The following is a 26984-nucleotide window of genomic DNA, read 5'->3' as shown; positions in this document are numbered from 1 at the left end:
CCAGCGGTAGAGATGCTTCGACTGCGGCTGCGCCTTCGCTCAGCATGACGTTTCTATTATGTCCCTGCCGCATTCCACCAACGGCTTCACTTTCCACTTCCTTTCCTATGCAACTGACTGATTTTCGCACTCTGGGCCGCTCCGGCTTAGTGGTGAGCCCGCTGGCTTTGGGTACCATGACGTTCGGCACGCCGCGCTGGGGTTCTTCGGATGAAGAATCGGCCGCCATTTTTCGGGGTTACGTGGAGGCCGGCGGCAATTTCATCGATACGGCCAACGTGTACGCCAAGGGCCGCAGCGAGGAGCTGGTGGGCCGCTACGTGGCCGAGAGCCAGCTCCGCGACCAGCTGGTGCTGGCTACCAAATCGGGGTTCCATAGCGGGCAGCCGGGCAACCCGCACGGCGGCGGCAACGGCCGCAAGAGCATCCACCAAGCCCTGGAAGCCTCCCTGCGCCGCCTCCAAACCGACTACGTGGACCTGTACTGGCTGCACGTCTGGGACATGGTGACGCCCGTGGAAGAGGTTCTCCAGACCCTCGGCGACCTGGTGCGGGCGGGCAAAATCCGCTACTTTGCCTTCTCCGATATTCCGGCCTGGTACGCCACCAAAGCCGCCACGCTGGCCGCCGCCCACGGCATTCCGGGCCCTATTGCCCTGCAGCTGGAATACTCGCTGGTGGAGCGCAGCATCGAGCACGAGTACGTACCCGCCGCCCGCGAGTGTGGGCTGGGCATCACGCCCTGGAGCCCGCTGGCGGCCGGGTTTCTGGCCGGCAAATACCAGCGTCCCACCGGCCCGGAAACCAAGGCCCAAGGCGAAGGACGCCTCGCCGGACCCAATCCGTTTCAGGACAGCAAGTTCACCGAGCGTAACTGGCAGATTCTAGCGGTGCTGCAGGCCGTGGCCGCCGAGTTGGACCGGCCCCCGGCTCAGGTGGCGCTGGCCTGGGCCCTGGCGCAGCCCGGCATCACCTCGCTCATCCTCGGGGCAAGCCAACTCGCCCAGCTCCGCACCAACCTCGCCGCCCTCGACCTGCACCTGACCCCGGCGCACCTGCAACGCCTATACGAAGCCAGCACCCCGGCCCCGGCCTTTCCCTACGCCATCTTCACGCCCGCAGTCAATAAAGGCGTTTTCGGTGGGGCATCCGTGCAGGGCTGGCAGTGAGGCGGTTTTTTGCGTGACATTGAGCGTCATGCAGATGCGTAGCCGAAGCATCTCGCGTGCTGTCGGTGAAACGATGTAGAGACGCAATATTTTGCGTCTCGTCGTTGAACGGCCGGTATTGCGCAGATCAAGCAACGTCAGCAACGACGAGACGCAAAGTATTGCGTCTCTACATCGTTCTAACAAACAGAAAGAGCGACCCTCACGAGTCGCTCTTTTGCTTTATCAAACGTCTGGAAACCTAGTGCTGGTGGCCGCCTTCGCCGTGGACGTGGCCGTGCTCCATTTCTTCCTGGGTGGCTTCGCGCACCTCGGCCACTTTGCCGTCGAAGTGCATCACCATGCCAGCCAGGGGATGGTTGAAGTCCATTTTCACGGCCGAGTCGCCGATTTCCACCACTTTGCCCTGCATGTGGTGGCCCTGGTTGTCGGCCATGGGCAGGAAGTTGCCCACCTGCAGCATCTCGCCGTCAATCTGGCCGTCGATTTCGAACACGTTCTTCGGGATTTCCACCACGGCCTGCTCGTCGTACTCGCCGTAGGCCTGCTCGGGGGTGAGCGAGAAGGTGAACGAGTCGCCGGTGCTTTTGCCGCTGAGCTGGCGCTCGAACTCCTCGGGCAGGCCGCTCTGGCCAAACAGGAACACCATCGGCGCATCTTCCTCGGCCGATTCTACGAGGACTTTCTCTTGATTTTCGTCGGTTACGCTCAGGTCGTAGGTGATGGTAACGACTTTGTTTTCGCTGATTTGAGCCATATGCGGGGTGGGCGCGGGCGCGCCGGGGCATGGGGGTGAGGAATGGGTTTGAGCAGGCTAGTTACGGAATTAGCCCGGATTTGTCGACCCGATAACCGCCAAAGCCAGCCGTTGGCGGCACTTTCGGGCCTATAATATTTCGGCTTTCCCAGCGGCTACAAAGCTTCCTGGCTATCCAGTTGGGGGCTGGGGCTGGCCCCTTGCACGCGCTGCGTACGTCTCCCGTTCGCCTACTGCATTTCCCAGGCCGTGCGGTAGGCCCCGATGCTCTCCACGTAATCCAGGAAGGCCTTGTAGAATGGGTGGGAACCGAGCGTGCTGGAGTCGCCGACGAGCAGGAGCTTGCGGCGGGCGCGGGTCATGCCCACGTTCATGCGGCGGATGTCGCTCAGAAAGCCGATTTCACCCTGGGGGTTCGAGCGGGTGAGGCTGATGGCGATGATGTCGCGCTCCTGACCCTGGAACGAGTCCACGGTGCCCACGCTTAGCATACGGTGCTCCATGAGGCCCACCAGCTCGTCGTTTTCCTCGATGGCGTCCTTGAGGTAGTTGATCTGGGCGCGGTAGGGCGCAATCACGCCGATGGTGAGCAGGTCGGCTTCGTGGTCGGCCTGGTCGTAGGGCTCCAGCAGTTGCGCCAGGCGCTTGAGCAGCAGGTCGGCTTCTTCGGGGTTGGCCGTGGAGCGGCTTTCCTCGATGGTGATTTCCTGGAAGCCGAAGCCGGCCGTATCCAGAAACTCCACCGCCATATCGGGGGCGAAGCGCAGGTCGTAGTCGGGCAAGTCGGCGTGGGCCACGGTGGGGGCGGCCACCAGCTTGCCGTCGTAGAACTGCTCGGAGCTGAAGGCCATAATCTGCTCGTGCATGCGGTACTGCACCTGCAGCATCCGGGCCGTGTCAGGCTGGCGCACGATGCACTTCTCAAACAGCGTTTCGCGCAGACCCTCACGGGCCGCCTTGTCGCTTTTCACGGTGGGCGGCAGCTGCTGATGGTCGCCGGCCAGTACCACGCGGTTGGCCTTCGTAATCGGAATCCAGCAGCCCGGCTCCAGGGCCTGGGCGGCCTCGTCAATGAACACGGTTTCGTAGGTGAGGTGGCGGATGGCGCGGTTGCCGGCGCCCACCAGCGTGCAGGTAATCACCTGCACCTGCTCCAGCAGATCCTCCGTGATGTAGCGCTCCAGCTGGTCCGATTCCTGCAGCAGCTGGTGGGCCTGCTCTTTCAGCAAGCGCCGCTGCTCGCGCTCCTCCCAGCCAAAGTGCTTCTTGAACTTGCCGGCCTGCTCGCGGTACTGCTCGGCGGTCTGGCGCAGGCTGCGCAGCTCGGCGTAGCTTTTGTGCGCCATAATCTGGGCGTCCAGCGTGTGCTGCAGCAGCAGGTCGGACACGCGGGAGGGGTTGCCCATCCGGATGACGTTTACGCCGCGCTCGGCCAGCTTTTCGGTGAGCAAATCCACGGCCGTGTTGGAGGGGGCGCACACCAGCACCCGCCGCTCCCGGCGGATGGTTTCCAGAATGGCCTGCACCAGGGTGGTGGTTTTGCCGGTGCCGGGCGGGCCGTGGATGATGGCCACATCCTGGGCCGCCAGCACGTGGCGCACGGCCGAAAGCTGGCTCTCGTTCAGGGGCGAGGGGTAGTAGAGCGTTGCCTCAGCCTCGGGCCGGAAGCGGGCCGGTTTGGCCCCCAGCAGCACGTCGCGCAGCTCGGCCAGGCGCGAGTCGTAGGCGCCCATCACCTTGCCCAGGGCGTACTCCATCTCGCGGTAGCTCACCTCGTCGAAGGTCAGGTCCACGCCCAGCTTGCCCTCGTCCACCCAGTCGGGTAGGTCTTCCTTGGTGGTGGCCAGCAGGATTTTGTTGCGCTTGACGCTGGTCACCACGCCCGACAGCGTGGGCCGGTCGGAGCCCGAGCGGCCGGGAATATTGCCGAACAAAGCGGCGTTCTTGCCCACCTGAAACAGGTGCAGCCCGCTGGTATTGCCCTGGCGCTCAAGCTCAATAACGAGCTTGCCGCCGAAGCCAATGTCTTCCTTCGTGATTTTGACCGGGTACCAGGTGAGGCCCCGCTTCTGGCGCTCAGCAATGGTGGCCTGGGCGCTTTTGATTTTGAACTGTTCGAGGTCCTCCTGCTGCTCGAGCTTCATGAGGGCCTGCACCTTGCGCAGCTCCTTTTCGAGGGCGTAAGGTTCGGTATAGGTAGGTTGTTCAGCCAACAGCTTGGGTTCTATTGTAGGGTTGGTTTCTAACAACGAAACCAGGAAAAAGGTGGCCGAAGGTCGGGAGGATTTTGGGAATGGCTTGAAGCCGGCCCGTTAGTTATAGCTGACAATTTTTGTGTGGTACCGTTTGATTTTGCCATCGGCCCCTAACAGGAACAGGTATTGAATAGACTGATCGAACGCGGAAAGAACGTTTCGGATGCCCGGACCGCCTTCCTGGTTGTCGCTGACTTCCGCTAGTAGCATCCCATCGGTTACGCGCGAAAACAGAATCACCACGCAGCCTTTTGCCACACCAGAAGCAGGAGTGAGGCGAGCTGCCTGTTTCGAGAAATACGGCTTGTGATAGGCCTGTTTATCAAGCGTGCTCAATGAATCCCGCAGTCGGTTCATTCTCTTATAGCCGGCATATCCCCAGTGCTCAGCAAGAACTTCCGAGAACATGGAAGGTCTCTGGGATACCAAGCTGTCGAACACGGCCACACAGTGTTCAGGCCCCCGATACCGTTGAAATACGGTATCGGACCTGATGCAGGAATAGGCATCTGCGTACAGCTTGTCGAGGTCTGATACAGTGGTTTGGCTTCTGCCAAAGAGTGGCATCAGGAACATGATAACGATGAGAAGCAATTTCACAGGGCTAATCAAGTATCGTATTGGTATGGTTTCCATAGTGCACCACCGAAGCGGTAGAGATGCTTCGACAAGCTCAGCATGACGGTCTGTTTTCACTCGTTATCGCTCATTCCCTCGCCCAGTAGCCCCATTTCATCCTTCAACGCCACCCCCGAAAGCTGGCGGCGCAACGACTCCTGCACTAGGTAGAACAGCTTATCAGCGGCGGCGGCGTAGGGGAGGCCTTCGGGGCGGATGTTGGAGACGCAGTTGCGGGCCTCGTCGGTGCGGCCGGGGCGGGGGGCGTAGGTGAGGTAGGCTCCGAGGCTGTGCGGTGCACTCAGGCCCGGCCGCTCCCCAATGAGCATCAGCGCCAGCCGCGCCCCCAGCAGCTCCCCGATTTCGTCGCTGAGGGCCACGCGGGCCTGCTCAGCCAGCACCACGGGCGCTAGGCGGAAGCCGGCCTGCCGCAGCTTCGGCAGCAGCTCGTGCAGCAGGGGCAGGGCGTGCTCATTCACGGCGGTGGCGGAGAGGCCGTCGGCCAGAATCAGGGCTACGTCAGCGGCTTCGGGAGCCGCCGTGTCCTGCAGCTGTCGCGACTCCCGGGCCAGCTGGCGGCCGTAGTCGGGGCGCTGGAGGTACTGCTCGCGGGTTGCGGCGCGGCTGCGCACGGGCTGCACCGGCAGCGCGAGGGCCGTCAGGCCGGCGGTGAGGCGGGGCAGGTCGAGGGTGGAGTACACGGCGTCGCGGGCGTGGGCATGGGCCAGCCGAAACGCCAGCGCCTCGTGTAGCGGCACGCTGCTGCCGGTACGGCCCAGCGCAATGCGGGCGGCGGTGTATGTCTCGTCCGGCTATAGCTATACATCCTCCAACTGATGTATGACTGCACTCGAACAAGCCCCACGTAGGGGCAAAAATGATCATTATGCCATTTCTGTTCGCCAAGAAGCCGTCCGGTTGGTCGAGTCGGGTTTGTCGCAACAGGCTGTCCGGCAGCAGTTCGGTGTGGGCCACATGACGCTGCTGGCGTGGCTCAAGCGCTACGGCACCGCCGTATACGCGCAGATGCGCCGTAAACAATTCACCGCCGCCCAGAAGCAGCAGATTGCCCGGGAGTTACTCGATGGCCGCCTGAGCGAAGACGAGGCTCTGCTCAAATACGAGTTGCACCTAAAAAAGACCTTGCGCCAGTGGGTAGCTGCTTACCGAGCCAGCGAGTCGGGGCGACTCACGACTGAGCCAGATCCGCCTGCCGACGCCGGCACCCCACTGGCGGCACAGCTGCGGCAGGCGCAGTGGCAAATCGAAGCCCTGCACACGCTCATCGACCAAGCAGAGGCAACTTATAAGATTGACATCCGAAAAAAGGCTGGTGCCAAGCCGTCGAAATAATGCGCCGGAAGTACCCGCACGTAGGCGTGGGTACGCTCTGTGGGCTGTTTGGCAAGACGCGAAACGCATTCTACGACCACCAACGCCGGGCTACGGCGCAGGCCTTGCTCGACGGCTTGGTGCTGGCCCTGGTGGCCGACATCCGCACGGACCTACCCCGGTTGGGCACACGCAAGCTCCAGTTCCTGCTGCAGCCGCGGCTAGGTGAGCACGCGCCCCGCGTGGGCCGGGACTACCTGTTTGCCTTGCTGGCCGGCCACGGCCTGCTCATCCGCCGCCGCAAGCGGCGCGTGGTGACCACGCAAACCTGCTTGCCCTTGTTTCGGCGGCCAAATCTGATTGAAAACCTGACGGTGCACCACGCCGAACAGGTCTGGGTCAGCGACATCACTTACGTGCGCCTGCTCAGCGGCTGGAGCTACCTGAGCCTGATTACCGACTTGTATTCGCACAAAATCGTAGGCGCCTGCCTGCACCCCGATCTGTCGGTGCGCGGTACTCTTGCCGCGCTGCAGCAGGCCCTGGCGACCCGCGTGCAGCCGCACCGCCCGCTGATTCACCACTCCGACCGGGGCTTACAGTATGCGGCGCGCGAGTACGTGGGCCTGCTGGAAAGTCACGGCGTGGCCCTAAGCATGACCCAGCACGGGGACCCGTACGAAAACGCCGTGGCCGAACGGGTCAACGGCATCCTGAAGGACGAATTCGGCCTGGGCAACACGCTGCCCGGTTTTGCCCAGGCCGATGCGCTGGTGGCACAGGCGGTGCGAACCTACAACGAGCTGCGCCCACACGGCAGCTGCGACTTCCTGACCCCAAATCAAGCCCATGAGCAGGAAGGACTGCTCGTGCGGCGCTGGAAAAATTACTATCAGGCGGCGGCTATCGCAGCCCCAACGTGATACCCGACCTAAGCGGTGGCAAAAAACGGCTGACTATCTTGTCTACCTGTAAAGTTCAATCCGGATTACCAGCCCAGCCTGTAAAGCGCAGGACGGATTATCAATTTCATCTGTATAGCTATAGCCGGACGAGACAGTAGGCTCGCAAGCCGGCCCAGGGGTCGTCGGGGGGCGGGGTGTTGGGTAGTTCGTCGGGCATTTTATTCACTGTCAGAGGTAAGCGTACAGCCTTAAATTGTCTGCTGTGATTTCTGTTCTGTATTGCCCGGTACCGTCAATTAGTGATTGTATAGTCTCTATATCCTGTTGAATGGCGGGGGCGCTACTCTCACTGATTTCTATGCTTGGAAAATCTAGCCATTCTATTTCCTTGTAATCACACCATCCTCTTGGTTTGCCGGAAACCATAGCCTCCATGGAGGTTTCATAAAAGTCGAGCCCAAACTGTGTGTTTTCATCAAACACAAGCCGCCGATATGGCTTTTTTTCATCCCATATGGGCTTTATTCTACACTGTTTAACATGCAAGGAATTAGCAACCAGAGTGGAAATCAGTTTTGCCCATTTGCTATTGCTCATAAAAGCAGATGAGAATCTTTGCCTGATGATTTCATCTAAATACTTTTCGTCTCGGTGATGAACAGTCATACTATTTCGATTTTTAGATAGGGGCATAATGACTTTTGTTCTTACGTAAACTGCTCCACCACTTCCGCCGCCTGCGGAAACTCTGCAAGTAGCGCCGCCCGCTCAGCCAGCTCAAAATCGGCGAAATCGAAGCCGGGGGCCACGGTACAGCTGACGAGCGCGAAGCCGGCGCGGTGCGGCAGGTGGGCCGCAAACCACGTATCGACCGGCACGACGGCCTGCGGCAGCTCGCCGCGGCTCAAGTCGCTGCCCAGCACGAGGCGGGTGGGCTGGCCAGGCGTCAGCAGGATGATTTCCAGCGGCTGCCCCTGGTGGAAAAACCACAGCTCATCGGACTTGATGCGGTGGAAGTGCGACTTGTCGTCGTTTTCGAGCAGGTAGTAGATGGCCGTGCTGAGGTGGCGGGTGCTGCCATCGGCCGTCTTCAGCGTCTGGGCGGCGCGGTAGGTTTCGCGGTAGTAGCCGCCCTCCGGGTGGGGCGTCAGGTGCAGGTGGCGGATGATATCCTGGGCAGTCATAGAGTCGGGTAAGGGCGGTGTCTGAAAAGTCAATTGAAACTCCTTGAACGTCATGTTGAGCTTGCCGAAGCATCTCTACCGCTTCGTCGCAGAGGTAATCCAAACGAAGTGGGGGAGATGCTTCGGCAAGCTCAACATGACGTTCTGGAATTTTAGCCTTTATTGAATTCCCCGATGTGCCAGAGAATGCCGGCGGGGTCGTGGACGAAGCCTTCCCGGCCCCAGACTTCCTCCCGGATAGGCACCAGCTTCACGCCGGCAAACTGACCGGGTAAATCCAGCGCCGTCATCTCCTGCCAGTACTGCTCCACATCCTCCACCTCCAGAAACAGCATGGTGTTGTCCACCCAGTCCGCCACGTAAGCATTTTGCAGGTAAAAGCTCACGCCCCCCAGCGTAAACAGGGACATGGCGGGCGACAGGACGATTTCGGTGAAACCAAAGGCGCGGTAGAAGCTGCGCGAAACGGCGTAGTCTTTGGCCCCGATGAAGGGCCGGAGAGAAAGGATTTTTTGCTCCATAGGGGCTGGGGGAAGGGTTTTAAGCGGTCAGGGCTGTGGAAACGCAAGATCTTGCGTTTCGTCGTTGCTGACGTTGTTACTCCGGCGTGGTTGCGGGCAGTTCAACGACGAGACGCAAGATATTGCCTCTCTACAACTGTGCGGATTGATAGCGCCATGCATCACCGGCCCAGCCCGCCCGCGCTCAGCAGACGATGTCCCGCAGCAGCCGGCAGTAGCTGGCCTTGCTCTCCGAAGATGCCCTGCTGCTGGAGCCAGGCCTCGAATTCGGGGGCGGGGCGCAGGCCGAGGACCTGGCGCAGGTAGAGGGCATCGTGGAAGGAGGTGGACTGGTAGCCGAGCATGATGTCGTCGGCGCCGGGGATGCCCATGATGAAGGTGCAGCTGGCCACGCCCAGCAGCGTCAGAAGCGTATCCATGTCGTCCTGGTCAGCTTCGGCGTGGTTGGTGTAGCACACGTCCACGCCCATGGGCAGGCCCAGCAGCTTGCCGCAGAAATGGTCTTCTAGGGCCGCCCGAATGATTTGCTTGCCGTCGTAGAGGTACTCGGGGCCGATGAAGCCAACCACCGAATTCACCAGCAGCGGCCGAAACTGCCGGGCCACGGCGTAGGCACGGGCCTCGCAGGTCTGCTGGTCGAGGCCGTGGTGGGCGTTGGCGCTCAGGGCGCTGCCCTGGCCGGTTTCGAAGTACATGACGTTGTCGCCGAGCGTGCCCCGGTTCAAACTTAGGGTGGCCTCGTGGGCTTCCCGCAGCAAACTCAGACTCACCCCAAAGCTGGCATTGGTGGCCTCGGTGCCGCCGATGGACTGGAACGTGAGGTCCACGGGCGCGCCCTGCCGGATCAGCTCCAGGGTGGTGGTAACGTGGCCGAGTACGCAGGTCTGGGTTGGAATCTGGAACTGCTCCCGCACGCCGTCGAGCAGCTCCAGCAGCTGCCGGATGGCGCGGGGGCTGTCGGTGGCGGGGTTGATGCCCAGCACCGCGTCGCCGCTGCCGTAGAGCAGGCCATCGACGAGGCTGGCGGCAATGCCCCGGGCGTCGTCGGTGGGGTGGTTGGGCTGCAGGCGGGTGGCCAGGCGCCCGCGCAGCCCCAGCGTATTGCGAAACCGCGTCACCACCTCCACGCGCCGGGCCACGCCAATCAGCTCCTGGTTGCGCAGCAGCTTGCTCACGGCCGCCACCATTTCGGGCGTGAGGCCGGGGGCGAGGCGTTGCAGCGTAGCCGCGTCCGCCGCTTCCGACAGCAGCCAGTCGCGTAGCTGCCCCACGGTGAAGTGGCTGACGGGCGCGAAGGCGGCCGCGTCGTGGGTATCGATAATGAGGCGGGTGACGTCGTCCTGCTCGTAGGGCACCAGGGCTTCGGAGAGAAACCGGCGCAGCGGTACGTCGGCCAGGGCGTACTGGGCGGCCACGCGCTCCTCGTAGGTGTCGGCCGCCACGCCGGCCAGCTGGTCGCCGGAGCGCAGGGGCGAGGCCCGCGCCAGCAGCGTCCGCAGGTCCGGGAAAGTGTAGGTGCGTTGGCGGATGGTGTGGCGGTACATGGTGTTAGTAGTGAGTACTTGGTATTGAGTAGTGAGACGCGTTCTGGCAGATGTAGAGACGCGACACTTCGCGTCTCGTCGTTGGTGATGTTGCTTTTGTTGAACGTCATGCTGAGCTTGTCGAAGCATCTCTACCTCTGGCTAACCCAATTGTGCAGACGAAGCGGTAGAAATGCTTCGGCAAGCTCAGCATGACGTTCTGATTGCTTGATTACGCTGGCTTGTCAAACTCACGCAACCTCAGCAACGCCGAGACGCGAAGTGTCGCGTCTCTACAGTCGTTCGGCATTCAGCAAAGCGTCTGCTGGTACCGGCCGCTGGTGCCGGCCCAGCAGCACGAAAATGGCCAGCGCCAACCCCAGACCGGCGAAAAACACCACGCTCAGCCACACATTATAGTACACAATGGCCCCCAGACTCAGCAGTGTGAGGGCCAGGGCCAGCAGCGGAAACCAGGGGTAGAATGGGGCCACGAAGGGCCGCTCCAGCTGCGGCTCGCGGCGGCGCAGCGCAAACAGGCTCAGCAGACTGATGGCGTACATCACCACCGCGCCCAGCACCGACAGCACAATCACCTGGGCCGTAGTGCCGGTAAGCAAAGCCGCCGCACCCACTACGCCGCCGGCCACCAGGGCCCAGTGCGGCGTCTGGAAGCGCGGATTCACGCGGGCCAGAAACCCGGGCAGGTAGCCGCTGCGGGCCAGGGCAAACACCTGCCGCGAGTAGCCGATAATGGTGCCGTGAAACGAAGCCACCAGCCCGAACAGCCCGATGCTGGCAAACAGCTGCGTGAGCCGATTGTGGCGGCCCAGCACCACGGCCAGGGCCTCGGGCAGGGGGTAGTCGATGCGGCTGAGGGTGCGCCAGTCCGTGACGCCGCCGGTGAGCACCATCACGCCCAGGGCCAGCACCACCAGCGTGCCCAGGCCATAGAGGTAGCCTTTGGGAATAGTTTTCTGTGGCTCCTCGACTTCCTCGGCTACCATAGCCACGCCCTCGATGGCCAGGTAAAACCAGATGGCGAATGGCAGGGCCGCAAACACGCCCGCCGCCCCCAGCGGCACCGGATGGGCCAAAAAGTTCCTCACCCGGAAGCTCGGCGCCACCAGCCCCATGTACACCACCAGCTCGCCCACCGCCAGCAGCGTCACCACCAACGAGAACCGCGCCGACTCCTTCATGCCCAGCAGGTTCAGGCCGATGAACACCGCGTAGCAGGCCAGCGCCGTGCCCAGCACCGGCACCTTCGGATGCAAAAAGTGCCCGTAGCTGCCCAGCGCCAGCGCAATGGCCGGCGGGGCCAGCAGAAACTCCACCAGCGTGGCGTAGCCGGCCACCAAGCCGCCCAGGGGCCCGAAGGCGCGGTAGGAGTAGGCAAACGGCCCGCCCGCGTGCGGAATGGCCGTGGTCAGCTCCGTAAAGCTGAAAATGAACGTCACGTAGAGCACCGTCACCAGCAGCGTAGCCATCAGAAACCCCACCGGCCCGGCCACCGCCCAGCCGTAGTTCCACCCGAAATACTCCCCCGAAATCACCAGTCCCACGGCCAAAGCCCACAGGTGCAAAGGCCGGAGCACTTTCTTCAGGGCCGGCGCGGCGGTAGTGGGGTTGGTGGGCATAAGCGGCAGAGCGTTAGGGCAGTCTGCCTAATGTAGGGCACCGGGCGCGGAAAGTGGCTGCCGGACCGGCAATTGCCGGCGCCGCGACGTACTACCTTGTGTTGCCCAGTCGCCACTCACTACTATCAAAATGCCCTACCAACCCAGCCCCAGCCGCTACGCCGATATGCCCTACCGCCGCTGCGGCCGCAGCGGCCTGAAACTGCCGGCCGTCTCGCTCGGCCTCTGGCACAACTTCGGCGACGTGGACGTGCTCCAGAACTTCCGCGCCATCCTGCACCGGGCCTTCGACTCGGGCGTCACGCACTTCGACCTAGCCAACAACTACGGCCCGCCGCCCGGCTCCGCCGAAACCAACTTCGGTCGCATTCTGAAGGAGGATTTCCGCGGCTACCGCGACGAGCTGGTGATTTCCACCAAAGCCGGCTACCACATGTGGGAAGGGCCCTACGGCGAATGGGGCTCCCGCAAATACCTCGTCTCCAGCCTCGACCAGAGCCTGCGGCGGATGAAGCTGGACTACGTGGACATCTTCTACTCCCACCGGCCCGACCCCGACACGCCTCTGGAGGAAACCATGGGCGCCCTCGACCACGTGGTGCGCCAGGGCAAGGCTCTGTATGTGGGCATCAGCAACTACGAGCCCGCCGCTGCCGCCGAGGCCATCCGCATCCTGCGCGAGCTCGGCACGCCCTGCCTGATTCACCAGCCCAAATACTCCATGTTTGAGCGCGGCCCGGAAAACGGCCTGCTCGACCTATTGGGCGAGGAGGGCGTGGGCTGCATCCCGTTTTCGCCGCTGGCCCAGGGCCTGCTCACCAACAAGTACCTACACGGCATCCCCGACGATTCGCGGGTGGCCAAAGGCGTGGGCTTCCTCACTGAAAACCAGCTCACCGAGCAGCGCCTCCGCCAGATTCAGCAGCTCAACAATTTGGCCCAGCAGCGCGGCCAGAGCCTGGCCCAAATGGCCCTCAGCTGGATTCTGCGCGACGAGCGAATCACCTCGGTGCTCATCGGCGCCAGCAAGCCCGAGCAGCTTACTGACTCGCTGCGCTGCCTGGAAAACCTGCCGTTCAGTGCGGAGGAATTGGCCCGGATTGAGGCCGTTTTGGGGTAGGTCGGAAGTGTGTTGCATTGCGCTGGAATGCCAGAACGATGTAGAGACGCAATATTTTGCGTCTCGTCGTTGAACGATTGGGCCCGCGCCACTTAAACAACATCAGCAACGACGAGACGCAAAATGTTGCGTCTCTACACCGTTCTAACTTAACGTCTGAAACGGCCAGCTGCTACGGATGCCGCCGCAGAATCAGCAGCGTTTTGTCGTCCGGCGCGCCGCCGAAAAATGTTTCCAGCACTTGCTGAAAAATCGGGTTAGCGCCGTCTAGCGCGGCAAAAAGCGTCATCGATGACTTCAGTTTCACGTCGTCCGGGCTGCCGAGGATGCGGGTGGCGTTGGGGCAGTCGGGCGGTGCGGCAACGGCCGGTAGGGCGGCAAGCTGCAGGTGCGAAGAGGAGCCAGCCCGGTTGTACGGCGTTGCATGGGCTGGCTGGTGTTCGGCCTTGTCACATGCCACCGCAACAGGCGCCCGCGCCCGGTGCGGCCTACACCTGCAGCTTCTGGCCCTGAATAGCCGCCGCCATCAGGCCCGGAAACTGGTGCGGGGTGCAGGCGAAGGAGGGAATGTCGAGGGCGGCCAGCTGTTCGGCCACGCGCCGGTCGAAGCTGGGGGCGCCGTCGTCGGAAAGGGCCAGCAGGGCTACTACCGTGACACCCGCGGCGCGCAGGGCGGCGGCTTTTTTGAGCATCTGCTGCTCGTTGCCGCCCTCGTACAGGTCGCTGATGAGCACCAGAATGGTATCAGTGGGGCGGGTGATGAGTTGCTGGCAGTAGCCCAGGGCCAGGTTGATGTCGGTGCCGCCGCCCAGCTGCACCCCGAACAGCAAATCCACCGGGTCCTGCAGGTTTTCCGAGAGGTTCACCACACTGGTATCAAACACCACCATGTGCGTTTTCACGGCCTTGATGGAGGCCAGCACCGCCCCGAATACTCCCGCGTACACCACCGAGGAGGCCATGGAGCCGCTCTGGTCCACGCACAGCACAACTTCCTTGAGGGCCTGCCCGCGCCGCCCGAACCCCACCAGCCGCTCCGGAATGATGGTGCGCTGCTCGGGCTGGTAGTGCTTGAGGTTAGCCCGGATGGTAGCCGCCCAGTTAATTTCGCGGTAGCGGGGGCGGGGGTTGCGCACGGCCCGGCTCAACGCGCCCTGCACCGCCTGTCGCAGCGGGTTCGAGAGCTTCTGCTCCAGCTCCTTCACCACCCGGCCCACCACCTCGCGGGCGGTGTGCTTCACCTTCTGGGGCATCACCCGGCTCAGCGACATGAGCATGCCCACCAGCTGCACATCGGCCTGCACCGTGCGCAGGATTTCGGGCTCCAGCAGCAGCTGGTGCAGCCCCAGGCGGTCCATGGCGTCGCGCTGCATCACGGCCACCACGTCGGTGGGGAAGTAGGTGCGGATGTCGCCCAGCCAGCGGCTCACGCGCGGCGCGGATCCGCCCAGCCCGGCCTTGCGCTCCGACTGATCATAGAGCGAGGTCAGCACGTCGTCCATGCCCCGGTAGTCGGTATCGAAGGCAATCTGGTTCTGGGCATCGGCCTCGGAGCCCAGCACGAGCTTCCAGCGGGTGGCGGTGTCAGTAGCAGGTTTCATAGAGCAGGTGATTACTCAAAAAAGTCGCCGGGGTCGGCCTGGGCGAGGTATTTGCTGAGGCTGCCTAGGTCGCCGAAAATGGGTTGGATCAGGGCCAGGAACTGCTCGGTGGCGGCGGGGCCGTCGGTGAAGGCCAGGAAGATTTCGCCCTGGCCGGCCAGCTCCACGTGGTCGAGCAGGGCCGGGGCGTGCTCCTCCAGAATGGTTTCGATGTGCTCGGCCCAGCTGGCACCGCTGCCGCTGAAGCCGTACTTCTCAAACACGTTGTAGTAGTCATCCATGCTGGAAAGATTGACTAGAATGCGCTCCTGGCGGCCGGGCTCGGCCTTCTCTGCCAAATCGGCAACCAGGAAAGGGTAGGTGGTAGGCATAGCGGGCAAGGTACGACGGCTGATAATTGGAACGGTGTAGAGACGCAACATCTTGCGTCTCGTCGTTGCTGACGTTGTTACGTCAATCTTCTGACGATGCCGGTCAACGACGAGACGCAAAATATTGCGTCTCTACATCGTGCTGCAATATTTCAACAGCCCAGCAACGCCCGCAGCCCCGGCAGCACCTGCAGGCCGCGTTCCAGGTCGAAGTCGTCTTCGCCGGCAACGGCAACCGGCTGGTGGTCCTGGCGGGAGAGGTCGAGGAGCTGGCGGCGTTCGGGCAGGCTGAAATCGGTGAAGGCGCGGCGCAGCAGAGGCACGATTTCCCGAAAAGTGTCTTCGGGCAGCTCCCCAAGCCAGTTGTTGAGCAGGTCGAAGAGGGGGCGGTGGTGGAGCAGCAGCAGCCCGCTGCCGCTGAGAAAACCCTCGATCCAGGCGGTGGCGTAGCTGGTGGGCTGGGCGGGCGCCAAAGCCAGGCCAAGGGCCGTGGCGGCGGCATCGGGAGCCAGCTGGTGGGCATCGAACAACAGCCGCCCCGCCGCCCCGGCCAGCAGGCCCGACGAAGCCGGATTGCGCAGCACCACGGCCAGGGCCGCGTACCAGTCGGCTTCCTGAGCGTCGTCCTGCAGCAGCCGGATGGCCTGGTGGCTGCCCTCGAGGCGGGGTAGCAGCTGGCGGGCCGCGTCGTAGTCGAGGCCGGTGCAGGCTTGGGGCAGGCCGATGCATAGGCGCGGTATCAGGTGGTGCACTACGGTGGCTACCTGGACGGTTTCGGTGCGGCGCACGTTGCCGTAGCGCAGCACGTTCACCAGCGGGGGCAGGGCCGCCAGTAGGTGGGTTACGTCGCGGGTGCCGGCCGAGAGGGTTTCGAGCCGGGCCACCAGCGCCCCGATGGCCGGGCCGAGGTCGGCCTGCAAGGCTTCTTCCAGCAGCTGGCTCACGGCTTCCAGGTCGGGGGCTTCGGCGGCGCGGGCAGCAGCTTTGGCGGCGGCGGCGGCCAGCACGGTGTTGCCCAGGCGGCCCGCATCCAGCACGTTGAGGGCGTACTCGGGCTGCCACTGCAGCTCCCACAGCTCGTGGAAGGTGCCGGCCTTGCCGTGGGCCCGGCGCGGCTGGCCCCAGCGGATATCGAGCAGGCGCAGGCGGTGCAGCAGGTGGCTGCGGCTCAGGTCCAGCTCCTTGCGCAAATCCAGGTCGAGGGTGCGGGCGGTGGCTTCGGGCTTGAGGCGGGTGGCTTTCTGTTGCAGCTGCACGTCCTGCTGCAACGGCGTGGCGGGCTGCTCGGGCGGCACCGCGCCCAGCCGCTCGCCCACCACCAGCTCGCGCTGCACCAGCTCCAGGGTTTCGGGGTAGCCCCCGCCCAGGATGGCCACGGCGGCTTCCTGCAGCTCCTCGATGCCCGGCAGCTCGCGGCCGCGCACGGCGGCCAGCGTGTGGGCCAGGCGCACGCCCTCAATGGCGTGGGCGGCGGAGGCGTCCAGGTCGCGGGAGCGGAGCAGGCGGGCGGCGCGCACCATCCAGTGCGTGACCACCTCGGCGCGGGGCGTGGTAAACAGCAGCTCGTACCAGGCCGGCGACCCCACGCCCGCCCCGTAGCCCGAGGCGGTGGACAGGCGCTCAAACGTCCACGGAATCCAGGTGGCGGCGGTGGCTACTTTCTTGAGGCCCTTGAGGCGGGCTTTGTCTTCTTTTTTGAGCAGCTCGGGCCGCAGCACCGGGGCGTGCCAGGCCCCGCACACCACCGCCACGCGCTGGTAGCCCTGGCGCAGGGTGGCGCGCATGGTTTCGCGCATGAAGGCCTCGCGCAGCAGGGTTTCCTCGGTTTCGGGCAGGTTCAGCTCCTCGCGCAGGGCCGTCATTAGGTCCAGCACCACGGCAAACGTGTCGGCGTGGCCGGGAGCCTGCTCCAGGCGTAGCTCCCACCACCGCTCCCCGTCGGCGTACCCGTCGAGCTCGGCCAGGTAGGAGATGGGGTCCCGGGGGACCTCACCCGCTGAGTCCCGATCCGGTGCCTCACCCCCTAACCCCCTCTCCGGTAGAGAGGGGGAACTAGCTTCTAATTCTAGCTCTACATCCTGTTCTGGCGCTTCCGTGGTTGAGTTAAATTCAGCTTCCAGAGCTGGTTCCGAGGGGGCCAGGTGGAGAGGTGCAACGTCAGGCACTTCATCCGGCATCCCGAAGCGCAGGGCCATGGGCAGGTCGAAGCAGCGCAGGTGGGCGCCGTGGCGGTGGCACCAGTGGATGGCCTGCCACTCAGGCGAAAACTCGGCGAAGGGCAGAAATGAGGCCTGCTGGTGCTGCTTGGGGTTATACACGAGCAGGGCCACTGGCGGCACCATCTCCGGGTGCAGGGCGGCGGCCAGCGCGGCCTCCGCATCGGCGGGGCACTCCAGCAGCACCACATCGGGCTGATAGGCGTCGAGGGCGTGCACGAGGCTGGCGGCGCTGCCGGGCCCGTGGTGTCGGATACCAAAAAGGCGAAGGTCGGTGGGCATTGGGTTAGAGTAGTTTGAATGCCTGTCCGTCCCAGATGCCCACTCCGTCGTTTTGAGTCAGCAGCACCAGTTTCCCGTTGCCCAAGGAAAGCATCTTCAATACATTCATCGGTGAGCCAACTGCATCAGGCTGGCCATTGCGCCAGTGCAGTTTGGGTTGAAATACCTGTGTCCATGATGTAAATCGGGAAAGGTTGGTGCCGTACGAACCTTTATAAACCCCTAGGTTGGAATACACATAGATAGTGTTGGTAGCGGTATCGTAAGTCGCTGGCCCGACATATGGCGTAGTAGTCCTGAAAGCAGGTTGTCTGGTTGTGCTGGTGTCCCGATCATTCCGGGAATTATACAGCACCTGGGCGCTCTGGTTTCTGAACTCGGCCACGGCACCGGAGTTGGACATGTGCTGCAAACCAGAAGAAGTGCCCACACTGGAGGGGAGTTGAAAGAAGGATTTGATAGGGTGCAGGTTAATTGCGAATGAATTAAAAGCCAGGTTGGTGAATTTCTTGTGCTGCGTGTCGTAAGCGAAGATATTTCCGCCCCATTCACCATATCCGAATCCCAGCCAGATGGTGTCGTCTTTATCCAGAAAGCAAGCGGCGGGTTTGTCTAGCTTCTTCAACTCCCTGAGCTGATTATTGGGTGATGAATCAGGCAAATAGCTTTTGCCCGTGGCGACATCCAGGACGCCCTTTTCAGTGATGGCGAAAATATGGTTCCGGCTTGTGACTGCCAGTGCAAACGCATTGACAGACAGCTTTCCAATGACACGCCAAGTGGAATCTTTGCTGCTCCACTGCTGCAGTTGCTGGTCTGTCTGAGCTACTATATCATCTCCTGCTTTGGCAATAAGCTGTGCCTGAATGCCACGAAGGGAAGCCATCTGCACTTTTGCCCCACCAGTAGTATACACTGTTATCTGCCCGCCATTATCAAGCACCCAGATGTGGTTCTTCACTACAACTATATCCGCAGCGCTACCTAAAAGAGGTTGTCGCCACTCAGTAGAAGCGTTGGACCTTAGCGGCAGTATGACGGCAAGAAGGAAGAATAACTGTTTGATGATTCTGGTATTCATAGGCTTTCGATGCGCTGATAGTACAGCTCTGGTTACCAGATGCAGGACTGGCTAGGATTCCATACACTACTCCACCACCTCCCGGCACGCCCGGTACAAATCTTTCCAGCCGTCCCGTTCTTTTACCACGGTTTCGAGGTATTCGAGCCAGACGGTGCGGTCCTGCACGGGGTCTTTGAGCACGGCGCCGGTGAGGCCGGCGGCCAGGTCGTGGGCGCGCAGGGTGCCGTCGCCGAAGTAGGCGGCCAGGGCCAGGCCGCTGTTCATCACCGAAATGGCCTCGCCGGTGCTGAGCGTGCCGCTGGGGCTTTTGAGCTTGGTTTTGCCGTTCTCCGTCACGCCCGAGCGCAGCTCCCGGAAGATGGTCACGAGGCGGCTGATCTGCTCCAGGGCCGGGGCCTCCACGGGCAGCTGCAGCGCCTTGCCCTGCTTTTCCACCCGCGTCTGCACAATGCGCACTTCCTCCTCTGCGGAGGTCGGCAGGGGCAGTACCACCGTGTTGAAGCGGCGGCGCAACGCGCTGCTGAGCTCGTTCACGCCCTTGTCCCGGTCGTTGGCGGTGGCAATGACGTTGAAGCCGCTCACGGCCTGCACCTCGGTGGATAGCTCCGGGATGGGCAGCACTTTTTCGGAGAGCATGGTGATGAGCGTGTCCTGCACGTCGGAGGGGATGCGGGTGAGCTCCTCGAGGCGCACCAGGCGGCCTTCCTGCATGCCCTTGAACAGGGGCGAGGGCACCAGCGCGCCCAGAGAAGGCCCTTCGGCAATGAGGCGCGCGTAGTTCCAGGAGTAACGAATGGCGTCCTCGGAAGTGCCCGCCGTGCCCTGAACCAGCAAATCCGACCGGCCGCTGATGGCCGCAGTCAGGTGCTCCGACACCCAGCTTTTGGCCGTGCCCGGCACGCCCAGCAGCAGCAGGGCGCGGTCGGTAGCCAGGGTGGCCACGGCAATTTCCATCAGCCGCCGCTGCCCGATGTACTTGGGCTCGATTTCGAAGCCGTTATCCAGCTTGCCGCCCAGCAAATACGTGACGGTGGCCCAGGGCGAGAGGTGCCAGTTCGGGGGCTTGGGCCGGTCGTGGTCGGCGGCGCGCAGAGCGGCCAGCTCTTCGGCGTACACATCCTCGGCGTGCGGGCGCAGGACGGCGGTTTCGGGCGTGGTAGACATAGATTTGATGGGTGTAGAGACGCGACCCTTCGCGTCTCGTCGTTGCTGAGGTTGTTTTACCTGTGCGGTTCCGCTCGTTCTGGCGGCAGACGCGAAGGGCCTTGTTCTGTGTGGTAGTTCCGGTCGTTCTGGCGGGAGACGCAAAATATTGCGTCTCTACATCGTTCATTCGAGCAGTACCTCGGCGAGCTGCTGGCGGAAGTGCAGGGTGTTGAGCAGGCGCACGACGCTGTTGTGCAGGTAGGGTACATCTTGGAGCAGGGGCTGCAGGGGCTCGGCGCAGAGGCGGTACTGGGCGGCGGGCACCACGCGGGCCATGTACTCCAGCAGCTGCCCGGCCGCGTACTGAATGCGGTACAGCTCGGCGGGCTTGCTGAGGGTATCGCGCAACACCTCCACCACCCGGTGCGTCAGGTGCTCCGGCCAGGGCGCGGGCACCAGCTGCAGCAATGGCAGCCAGCGTACCTCCGGGTGCAGGTGCGGCGTGGCGTTGAGCAGGGGCAGTACCACGCTGGTGAGGCGGCCCGGCGGCAGAAGCTGGGCCAGACCAGCGGTGGGCAACGTGGAGAGCTGCTTGCGCGGCTGCTCGTAAAACCATTCCAGCAAGGCCTCGGCCCAGGTGGCGTCCTGGTGCAGCACGGCGGCTTCGGCCCAGGCCGTGAGCAGCAGCGCGGCCCATTCAGTATCGGCGGCCCGGTCAAGGATTTTGGCAGGCGTGAGGTGCCAGTGGTCGGCCCAGCGCCGGGGCGGAATCAGGGACAGAAGCTGCCCGAGCACGGCCGCTTTTTCGCCCTGAAAACGGCCGTCCTTCTGCTCAATTCCATCGAGTAGCCAGGTTTTATCCCAGTCGGTGGCGGGCAGCTCTACCAACAGCTTTTTGCTGAGCAGGCCGGTTTTGAGGCGCACCAGCGGCTCGGCCCGCTGCCAGAGCTGCTCCACAAGCGGGGCGTCGGGCAGGCGCACCAGCAGGGGCATTACGGTCTGGCGTACTTCCTTGCTTTTGGCGGTGAGGTACTGTTCCAGCAGCGGCGTATCATCCGAGGAAAGCTGCGACTGAAGCGTTGCCAGCAGCTGGGCCTGGTGCCGGGCTGGCTCCTGGGGTAGTACTGCCGCCAGCAGCTCGCGGGCGTGGGCCGGCTCGCGGCGGCGCAGCGCTTCCAGGTACAAGGCCCGCTGCCCGATGGTGCCGGTTTCCCAGGCCGTTTCCTCCGTCGCCTGCTCCGAGGCCGCCAGTAGCGCCTGCCACGCCGGGTTCTGGGCCGCCAGCCAGGCCCCGCGCTGCCCGAGTACGGCCGCGGCGGCCCGGTGCAGGGCCGGCCGGGAGCGGGCATGCTCCAGCAGTAGCACCAGCAGCTGATGCGGCGCCCGCCGCTGGTTATCGGCCAGCGCCGACAGGAACTCCGGCAGTAACTCCGGATACTGGCCTTCAAGCAGCTGTTGCAGCAGCTGAGTGCCGTTTGGGCCCAGGTCTGCCTGCGTTTCGGGGGGCGCTACGGCGGCCAACGAAGCGGCGGCCACGATGGGTTGGTAGCCTGCCTTACGAATAGTGCTTAGCACGCCGGCCGTCAGCAGGGCGTGCTTTTCGCGGTGTTCGGGCGTGGGGTCGGGCAGGGCGAAGCCGGGTACGGCGGGCAGCTCGTCGGGGCTTTGGCGGGTGCCCAGCAGGGCCACGCGTAGCAGCCGCTGCCAGTCGGCGGCGGGGCGCAGGGTGGGCGAGGAGGTGGGGCTTTCGGGCATCGGCTAGGTAGTTTGTCGTTCCGCTACGGCGTTCCAGCCTACCAGCGGGCGCAGGCCCTGGCCGGTCCATTCCCCGAATATCGTTAGCGGTTCCCCTCCACTGATGGCCCGTAGCTCCCAGCCAAACAGGTCGTCGCAGAGCAGGCGAATGGCAGTGGTGGTGTTTTCCCGGGAAGTACCATTGGTTGCATCCGGCCCGCCGGACCCGGCCGGAAACCGCAGCATCCAGCCCTCGGCGGTAGGGACGGGCACACCACCGGTAAGCAGGGCCGGCCACTCGCGAAACCACGGCTGACGGCCCAGTGCGCCGGCGTATTCCTCCAGCAGCTGCGCTGGCCCGCAGCTGCCGGTGGGGGCGCTGCTTCCCTGGCTGGTGCCTTGAAATGTGAGCTGGCCGGGAATAGCCCGCAACGGCAGTAATCCCGGATAAAACGTCAACTCCCCGGCGTAGGAGCCATCGGGCAGCAGGGGCGTGACAAAGGCCTGCCCGCCGAAGGAAAACTCCACCACCAGCGCGAAACGGCCGGTCTGGCGGCCCTGCAGCCAGGCGCGCCGCACAGTCAGGCGCTCTTCCTCGGTTGTGGTCAGGGCCAGCACGCGCCATTCGTCGGGTATGGCGGGCTGGGTGGCCTGCACGTCTTCCTTCCTGAGGGGTACGCCCACCAGCTGCAGCACCTCCTGGCGGGCATCTTCGGCCAGCTCGGGCAGCCGCAGAAACGCGCGCACCAGCAGATACAGCTCCCCGAGGCGGGCCAGCATCCGGGCGGGCCAATCGGCGCCCTGGTGGCGCAGCGTGGGCAGCTCACGCACCACCGTGGCGAGGCCGGGCAGCTGGTTGTCCACGAGGCGGGCGGCTTGGTTTTCCCAGTAGCTGCGGGGCTGCTGGTCGGTGGCAGCGAGGCCGGCCCGCATGATATCCACCAGCCAGGTTTCCAGCTCCTGCACCCCGCGCTGCATGCGGGTTTGGCGCTGGGCTTCGCGCTTTTGGCGGGCGGCTTCCGCGGCGGCCTCGGTGGCTTGCGGGTCGGCAGTCGGTGCGGCCGGCTCCTGGGTCCTGACAACCTTTTTTTCCTGGTTTTGCTGGCGCTTATCCAACCATTCCGTCAGCCACGGTGGGGGCGTGGTAGTGCTTAGCAGCTGGGGCTGCCGGGCCAAGAGCAGGAGCAGGGCTGCGCCGTGCTTGCAGGGAAAAGCGTGGCTCGGGCAGGAGCACTTGAAGGCGGGGCCGGTCAGGTCGATGCCGGTTTGGTAGGGCTTGCTGCCGCTGCCTTTGCACTCCCCCCAGGCGGCGCTGTCGGTGCGGCCCAGGTTCCCCCACTTGGCGGGGGCGGCCAGCTCCTGGCCCCGTTTCAGGGTGCCGGGGTCAGTGATGAGGGCGCGGGCCTGTTCTTCGGTCCAGGTCAAAACAGAGTCACGGTTGGGCCCGCCGAAGCGGGACGGTTACCGGAGCAAAGTAGGGGTTCAGACCGGAAATTCCGCGCCGCACTGCGGGCATTTGTGCAGCGTGGTGCCGGCATACACCAGTTTTTTCCACCACGCCGGCCGGGCCAGCGGCGCTGCTCCCTCCGCCCGGCAGCTGGGGCAGCGCACGGCTTTCGGCGCGGCGCGCTGCAGCTCAAATACTTCCACTGTTTCCTGGGCCAGCGGCACGTCGGCTTCCTCAATCAACAATTGGTAGTACATGCCGTCGCCGAAGGGGAAGGAGGGCGGCCCGCAGGTTTTCACCAGCGCATCCACATCGGCATCTTTGAGCTGGTTGTACAGCGCCACCGCCTCGGCGTAGGTCAGGAACTGGGCGGCGGGAATGAGCATGGCGGGGAGAGTGGGTGAGAATACCTTGTCATCCTGAGCGGAGCGAAGGACCTTATCCCGTTACAACGACAATTGTTCAATGCTGTGTTCTAACATGATAAGGTCCTTCGCTCCGCTCAGGATGACAGCTGGTTGGTGTACTACTTCCGGCGCTTCACCGGCGCACTGCGCAGCTTCAGCACATAGAACAGCAGGCCGGCCGACAGCACGGCCAGGGCGGCGGCCAGCAGCTCGCGGCTGGTGCGGGCGGCGGTGGCTTCGTCGGCGGTGGCTTGCAGGTCCCGGAGCTTTTTGTCGCGCTGCCGGTCGCGCTCCTGGAGGTTGGCAATCTGGTTTTCCAGGTCGTGGAACCGCTCCTGGGTGCTGCTCTGGTCGGTCTGGGCCACGGTGGCCAGCTGCTTCACCTGCTGGTTTTCGGCCACCACGGCGGCGGTTTTGCGTAGGGTGCCGGCCTGCACGGCGCGTACGATTTCGGTGTCTTTGCGGATGATGCCTTTCAGGGCGTCCACTACTTCCTGCAGGTCTTTTTTGCTGGGCTTGTTGGCCAGAAAGGCATTGCGCTGGGAGGCAGCATCTTCGTACTGCTGCACCATCTGCTGGCGCTCCTGAATCAGGCGGGGCAGCGGGTCGCCGGGCGGGGCGGTGGTAGGCGTTTGGGCGAGGGCGGAACCCAGGGTCAGACTCGCTGACAGGATGACGAAGGAGAAGCGGCGTGAAATGAATGAATAAATCAAAACAAAGCAGGGGGCAGGAGTGGGGAGAAAGACGATTTTGCTTAAATCGAGCCTATGAAACGTATCTTCTATCTTCTAAGTCTATCGACAGTGCTGAGTACTTCGGCCTGCAAGACCGCCAAAACTACGTCCGGTACCAACGATAAGCCGAACATCACCGGCTCAACCAACCTGCCGCAAAGCTACTACGACAACGCGCGCCAAACCGTAGCGCCGGCCGCCGGATTAGCCATAGCCACCGACCCGGAATACGGCGTGACGCAGCAGAAACCCATTTGCGTGGGTGGTATAACGGATTCTGGTGCCCGCAATCAGCAAAGCTACCTGAATGCCCTGCGCGGCCCCGGCGGCGAGGAAATTAGCTACCGGCGGCGCGGGAGCTGCTGTGCTTTCAAAACGCCCAACGGCATTATAGGCGGAATGGGGATGCTGGATGTGTATGAGGTGACCTGGTCCGGCAGTGCCAAACCCATGTTGCTCTATATCAACCTCTACGACCAAGGCCCACAACTGGCACCAGTAGGTCTGACGCTTGCCAAACCTTAAAATAAGATCAAGCCAGTAGCAAAAAACGGCCGGCCCACTTTTCAAAAGCGGGCCGGCCGTTTACGTGTAGAAATGCGTCTAAGCCTCCAGTAGAGGTACCGGCTGCCGTATTTCCTTGGGTCGGTGACGGTAGAACGCCAGAATCAGAATCGGCAGCAAAGTCAGCTCAGCCACTACCCCGAACAGCAGGGTCAGACCAATCAGCAGGCCCACGTAGAATGTGCCGTCAAAGGAAGAAAAGATCAACGTCGAGAAGCCGCCTACCAGAATCAGCGAGGTGACGATGACGGCTTTGCCGGCCATTAGGTAGGTTTTGCGCACGGCCTTGAACAAACTGGGCTCCTTGAGCAGCACCAGTTTCAGCTTCGAGATGAAGTGGATGGTGTCATCGACGGCAATGCCGAAGGCAATGGTGAAGATGATGCTGGTGCTCACCTTCATGCTCACGCCGGCCGCGCCCATCACGCCGGCCACAATCAGGATGGGCACCAGGTTGGGGATGAGCACCACCACCGTCATGCGCACCGAGCGGAACAGCAGCAGCACAATCAGCGTCACCATCACAATGTCGATGCTCATGCCCGTAATCATGTTGAGCGTGAGGTTTTCGTTGTTTTTGTCGATGAGGTTGGCCGAGCCGGTGAGGCGGGTTTGCAGCACGGTGCTGTCTACGGAGGTGCGCAGGAAGCGGCGCAGGCCGGCGTTCAGGGCATCGGCCCGGATGCTGCCCACGTCGGGCATGCGGCCGGTGAGGCGGCCCTCGGAGCCGTCGGGCAGGGCCAGGGCCCGGAACTCCGGCTTCTTGCGAAACAGCTTCACCTTACGCGTCAGGCGTGCCAGCTCGGCCTCCGAGTCGGGCAGCCGGTACTCGGTCAGCAGGCCCCCGTTCAGGGCCTTGCGCACCGATTTGATGAGCGTGACGGGCGAGGCCACGAAGTTCAGGCCGTAATCCTTTTGCAGGTAGTTCTCAATCTGCTCGGTCTGGCGTAGCACGTCCAGGTCGTAAATCGAGCGGCCGGGGGCCGGCTTCAAATCCAGCTCGAAAGGCCGCACGCCGGCGAACTGCCGCTCGAAAAACTTGAAATCCAGCTTCACCGGGTCGTTTTGCGACAGGTCGTCGAGCAGCGCCGAGTTGATGCGGATGCGCGAGGCCGAGGCCACCGACAGCCCCAGCACCACCGCGCTGATGGCCACCACCCAGTGCCGCCGGGCCAGCACCGTGCGGAACATCCGGCCCAGCACGCCGTCCCAGCTGTGGCCGGTTTCGCGCGGAATGCGCAGCTGGGGCTTGCGCAGCAGCAGCAGCATGGCCGGCAGCAGCGTGAAGCTGAGCAAGAAGGTGAGCAGCACGGCAATGCCTGTAAACAGTCCGAAGTTGTAAATCGGTCGGATGGTGCTGGTCATCAGCGTGAAGAAACCGATGCTGGTGGTGAGGGCCGAGAGCCCCGAGCCGAAGCCCGATTCCTTGAGCGCAATCAGCAGCGAATCCTTCTTGCTGGCCCCGTAGCCCAGCTCCGTGACGTAGCGCGTGATGATGTGGATGGTATCCGACATGCCCACCACGAACAGCATCACCGGCAGCAAAGCCGTCATCAAATCAATGCTCACCCCGAAGGCCGACATCACGCCCAGCCCCCACAGAATGGAGCCCAGCACCACCACCAGCGGCAGCACCACGCCCCACCAGGTCCGGAACGTGAGCCACAGCAGCCCCGTCACGAGTACCACCGAGAGGCTCATAAACACCAGCAGCTCCATCTGCAGCCGGTCCACGAACACCGACTGGGCCACCATTTTGCCGGCCATGTGGTACTCGTTTTCGGGGATGCCCTGGCGGGCCAGCTCCGTGCGCACGGCCGCCAGCAGCGAGTCGCCGGGCGGCTTGCTGAGGTTGGGCGAAGTCTGGAACAGCACCGTTACGGCCCGCGCATCCCGGGAAATCAGGTTGCCCACGAGGCCCGGCGTGCGGTACACCAATGCCGAATCGGTGGCGCGGCGGGCGGGCTCCTGGGGGTGCAGGTAGGGCACGTTGAACACGCCCAGCCCTTCCACCACCGGGTTGCTGGCCGTGGTCGGCGACGATACCTGCGTGACGTGCCGTCGCGCCCGGATAAAGCGCGTCAGCGAATCGACCTTGGTCAGGAACCGGGGCTCGAACACCGTCTGGCCGGCCGGGGCTTCCAGGCCCAGCAGCACGTAGTCGTTGTCGTTGCCGAAGCGGGCCGCGTACTGCTCGTAGTAGTCCAGGTCCGGGTCGCCGGCGGGGTAGAAGTCGTTGAAATTGTAGTTGAACCGCAGCTGGGCCACGAAAAAACCGGCCAAAGCCGTCAGTAGCCCGAGGGCCAGCAGGGTAAGGTGCGCGAGTTTGCGAAGGGGCATAAAACCAGTGCCGCGCCGCCGGGGCTGCGCGCAT

The 26984-nt window shown here is 63.4% G+C and carries 25 protein-coding genes; 5 read left to right on the top strand and 20 right to left on the bottom strand.

Annotation, left to right across the window (positions count from 1 at the left end; translation table 11 throughout):
• Positions 1-107 precede the first annotated feature (107 nt).
• Positions 108-1169, top strand: coding sequence for an aldo/keto reductase (locus O3303_RS06555; RefSeq protein ID WP_269561265.1), 1062 nt, complete (start codon positions 108-110; stop codon positions 1167-1169).
• A 241-nt stretch (positions 1170-1410) separates the two neighbouring features.
• Here the strand turns inward: O3303_RS06555 and O3303_RS06550 are convergent, their stop codons facing one another.
• From O3303_RS06550 to eutC, 4 genes are all read right to left on the bottom strand, one after another.
• Positions 1411-1926 (bottom strand): FKBP-type peptidyl-prolyl cis-trans isomerase, encoded by a 516-nt coding sequence (locus tag O3303_RS06550; protein ID WP_269561264.1) that lies wholly within the window; start codon positions 1924-1926, stop codon positions 1411-1413.
• Between the two features lie 230 nt (positions 1927-2156).
• Entirely contained in the window at positions 2157-4139 is a 1983-nt protein-coding gene (locus tag O3303_RS06545) for an AAA domain-containing protein (protein ID WP_269561263.1), read from the bottom strand.
• Between the two features lie 99 nt (positions 4140-4238).
• The gene (locus tag O3303_RS06540) at positions 4239-4781 is read right to left on the bottom strand and encodes a hypothetical protein (RefSeq protein ID WP_269561262.1); all 543 of its coding nucleotides are present in this window, start codon (positions 4779-4781) and stop codon (positions 4239-4241) included.
• A 92-nt stretch (positions 4782-4873) separates the two neighbouring features.
• A complete protein-coding gene (gene eutC, locus O3303_RS06535; protein WP_269561261.1) occupies positions 4874-5557 on the bottom strand; it encodes an ethanolamine ammonia-lyase subunit EutC in 684 nt (227 codons plus the stop codon).
• A 175-nt stretch (positions 5558-5732) separates the two neighbouring features.
• Between eutC and O3303_RS06530 the strand changes: the two genes are divergently transcribed.
• Together O3303_RS06530 and O3303_RS06525 are read left to right on the top strand one after the other, a co-directional pair.
• Entirely contained in the window at positions 5733-6152 is a 420-nt protein-coding gene (locus O3303_RS06530) for a transposase (RefSeq protein WP_269561260.1), read from the top strand.
• Complete coding sequence (locus O3303_RS06525) at positions 6152-7054, top strand: IS3 family transposase (protein ID WP_269561259.1); 903 nt, start codon at positions 6152-6154, stop codon at positions 7052-7054. Before O3303_RS06530 ends, O3303_RS06525 begins: the two co-directional genes overlap by 1 nt.
• A 210-nt stretch (positions 7055-7264) precedes the next feature.
• Here O3303_RS06525 and O3303_RS06520 read toward each other — a convergent pair whose 3' ends face one another.
• The 5 genes from O3303_RS06520 to eat form a co-directional block, all read right to left on the bottom strand.
• Positions 7265-7702, bottom strand: a complete 438-nt coding sequence (locus O3303_RS06520; RefSeq protein WP_269561258.1) for a hypothetical protein — start codon at positions 7700-7702, stop codon at positions 7265-7267.
• 41 nt (positions 7703-7743) lie between these two features.
• A complete protein-coding gene (locus tag O3303_RS06515) occupies positions 7744-8220 on the bottom strand; it encodes a cupin domain-containing protein (protein WP_269561257.1) in 477 nt (158 codons plus the stop codon).
• A 152-nt stretch (positions 8221-8372) separates the two neighbouring features.
• On the bottom strand, positions 8373-8741 hold the full coding sequence (locus O3303_RS06510; protein ID WP_269561256.1) for a VOC family protein: 369 nt from the start codon (positions 8739-8741) through the stop codon (positions 8373-8375).
• A gap of 161 nt (positions 8742-8902) precedes the next feature.
• A complete protein-coding gene (locus O3303_RS06505) occupies positions 8903-10285 on the bottom strand; it encodes an ethanolamine ammonia-lyase subunit EutB (protein ID WP_269561255.1) in 1383 nt (460 codons plus the stop codon).
• Between the two features lie 272 nt (positions 10286-10557).
• On the bottom strand, positions 10558-11904 hold the full coding sequence (gene eat / locus O3303_RS06500; RefSeq protein WP_269561254.1) for an ethanolamine permease: 1347 nt from the start codon (positions 11902-11904) through the stop codon (positions 10558-10560).
• A gap of 130 nt (positions 11905-12034) precedes the next feature.
• Here eat and mgrA point away from each other — a divergent pair, with 130 nt between their 5' ends.
• Positions 12035-13024, top strand: a complete 990-nt coding sequence (gene mgrA, locus O3303_RS06495; protein ID WP_269561253.1) for an L-glyceraldehyde 3-phosphate reductase — start codon at positions 12035-12037, stop codon at positions 13022-13024.
• A 172-nt stretch (positions 13025-13196) separates the two neighbouring features.
• On the opposite strand, the gene O3303_RS06490 is transcribed toward mgrA, so the two are convergent.
• The 10 genes from O3303_RS06490 to O3303_RS06445 form a co-directional block, all read right to left on the bottom strand.
• The gene (locus tag O3303_RS06490) at positions 13197-13331 is read right to left on the bottom strand and encodes a DUF1810 family protein (protein WP_269561252.1); all 135 of its coding nucleotides are present in this window, start codon (positions 13329-13331) and stop codon (positions 13197-13199) included.
• 181 nt (positions 13332-13512) lie between these two features.
• Positions 13513-14625 (bottom strand): VWA domain-containing protein, encoded by a 1113-nt coding sequence (locus O3303_RS06485; RefSeq protein ID WP_269561251.1) that lies wholly within the window; start codon positions 14623-14625, stop codon positions 13513-13515.
• An 11-nt stretch (positions 14626-14636) separates the two neighbouring features.
• The gene (locus O3303_RS06480; RefSeq protein ID WP_269561250.1) at positions 14637-14996 is read right to left on the bottom strand and encodes an Imm51 family immunity protein; all 360 of its coding nucleotides are present in this window, start codon (positions 14994-14996) and stop codon (positions 14637-14639) included.
• Between the two features lie 152 nt (positions 14997-15148).
• Positions 15149-17494 carry a DUF5682 family protein gene (locus O3303_RS06475; RefSeq protein ID WP_269561249.1) on the bottom strand — a complete coding sequence of 782 codons (2346 nt, stop codon included), beginning with the start codon at positions 17492-17494 and terminating at the stop codon, positions 15149-15151.
• Between the two features lie 4 nt (positions 17495-17498).
• The gene (locus O3303_RS06470) at positions 17499-18575 is read right to left on the bottom strand and encodes a hypothetical protein (protein WP_269561248.1); all 1077 of its coding nucleotides are present in this window, start codon (positions 18573-18575) and stop codon (positions 17499-17501) included.
• A 66-nt stretch (positions 18576-18641) separates the two neighbouring features.
• Complete coding sequence (locus tag O3303_RS06465) at positions 18642-19742, bottom strand: ATP-binding protein (RefSeq protein ID WP_269561247.1); 1101 nt, start codon at positions 19740-19742, stop codon at positions 18642-18644.
• Positions 19743-19907: 165 nt separating this feature from the next.
• The gene (locus O3303_RS06460) at positions 19908-21479 is read right to left on the bottom strand and encodes a DUF5691 domain-containing protein (RefSeq protein ID WP_269561246.1); all 1572 of its coding nucleotides are present in this window, start codon (positions 21477-21479) and stop codon (positions 19908-19910) included.
• A gap of 3 nt (positions 21480-21482) precedes the next feature.
• A complete protein-coding gene (locus O3303_RS06455) occupies positions 21483-22883 on the bottom strand; it encodes an SWIM zinc finger family protein (RefSeq protein WP_269561245.1) in 1401 nt (466 codons plus the stop codon).
• A gap of 57 nt (positions 22884-22940) precedes the next feature.
• Complete coding sequence (locus O3303_RS06450) at positions 22941-23291, bottom strand: hypothetical protein (protein WP_269561244.1); 351 nt, start codon at positions 23289-23291, stop codon at positions 22941-22943.
• A gap of 140 nt (positions 23292-23431) precedes the next feature.
• The gene (locus O3303_RS06445; protein WP_269561243.1) at positions 23432-24025 is read right to left on the bottom strand and encodes a hypothetical protein; all 594 of its coding nucleotides are present in this window, start codon (positions 24023-24025) and stop codon (positions 23432-23434) included.
• Between the two features lie 54 nt (positions 24026-24079).
• On the opposite strand from O3303_RS06445, the gene O3303_RS06440 reads away from it, so the two are divergent.
• Positions 24080-24571, top strand: a complete 492-nt coding sequence (locus O3303_RS06440) for a hypothetical protein (RefSeq protein WP_269561242.1) — start codon at positions 24080-24082, stop codon at positions 24569-24571.
• A 78-nt stretch (positions 24572-24649) separates the two neighbouring features.
• Here the strand turns inward: O3303_RS06440 and O3303_RS06435 are convergent, their stop codons facing one another.
• Positions 24650-26950: an efflux RND transporter permease subunit gene (locus O3303_RS06435; protein ID WP_269561241.1), complete on the bottom strand. Its 2301-nt coding sequence runs from the start codon at positions 26948-26950 to the stop codon at positions 24650-24652.
• Between the last annotated feature and the right edge of the window lie 34 nt (positions 26951-26984).

It is taken from the genome of Hymenobacter canadensis, assembly GCF_027359925.1.
Classification (GTDB): domain Bacteria; phylum Bacteroidota; class Bacteroidia; order Cytophagales; family Hymenobacteraceae; genus Hymenobacter; species Hymenobacter canadensis.
The sequence above is the reverse complement of the archived record's forward strand: the minus strand, read 5'-3'. Positions and strand labels throughout refer to the sequence as shown.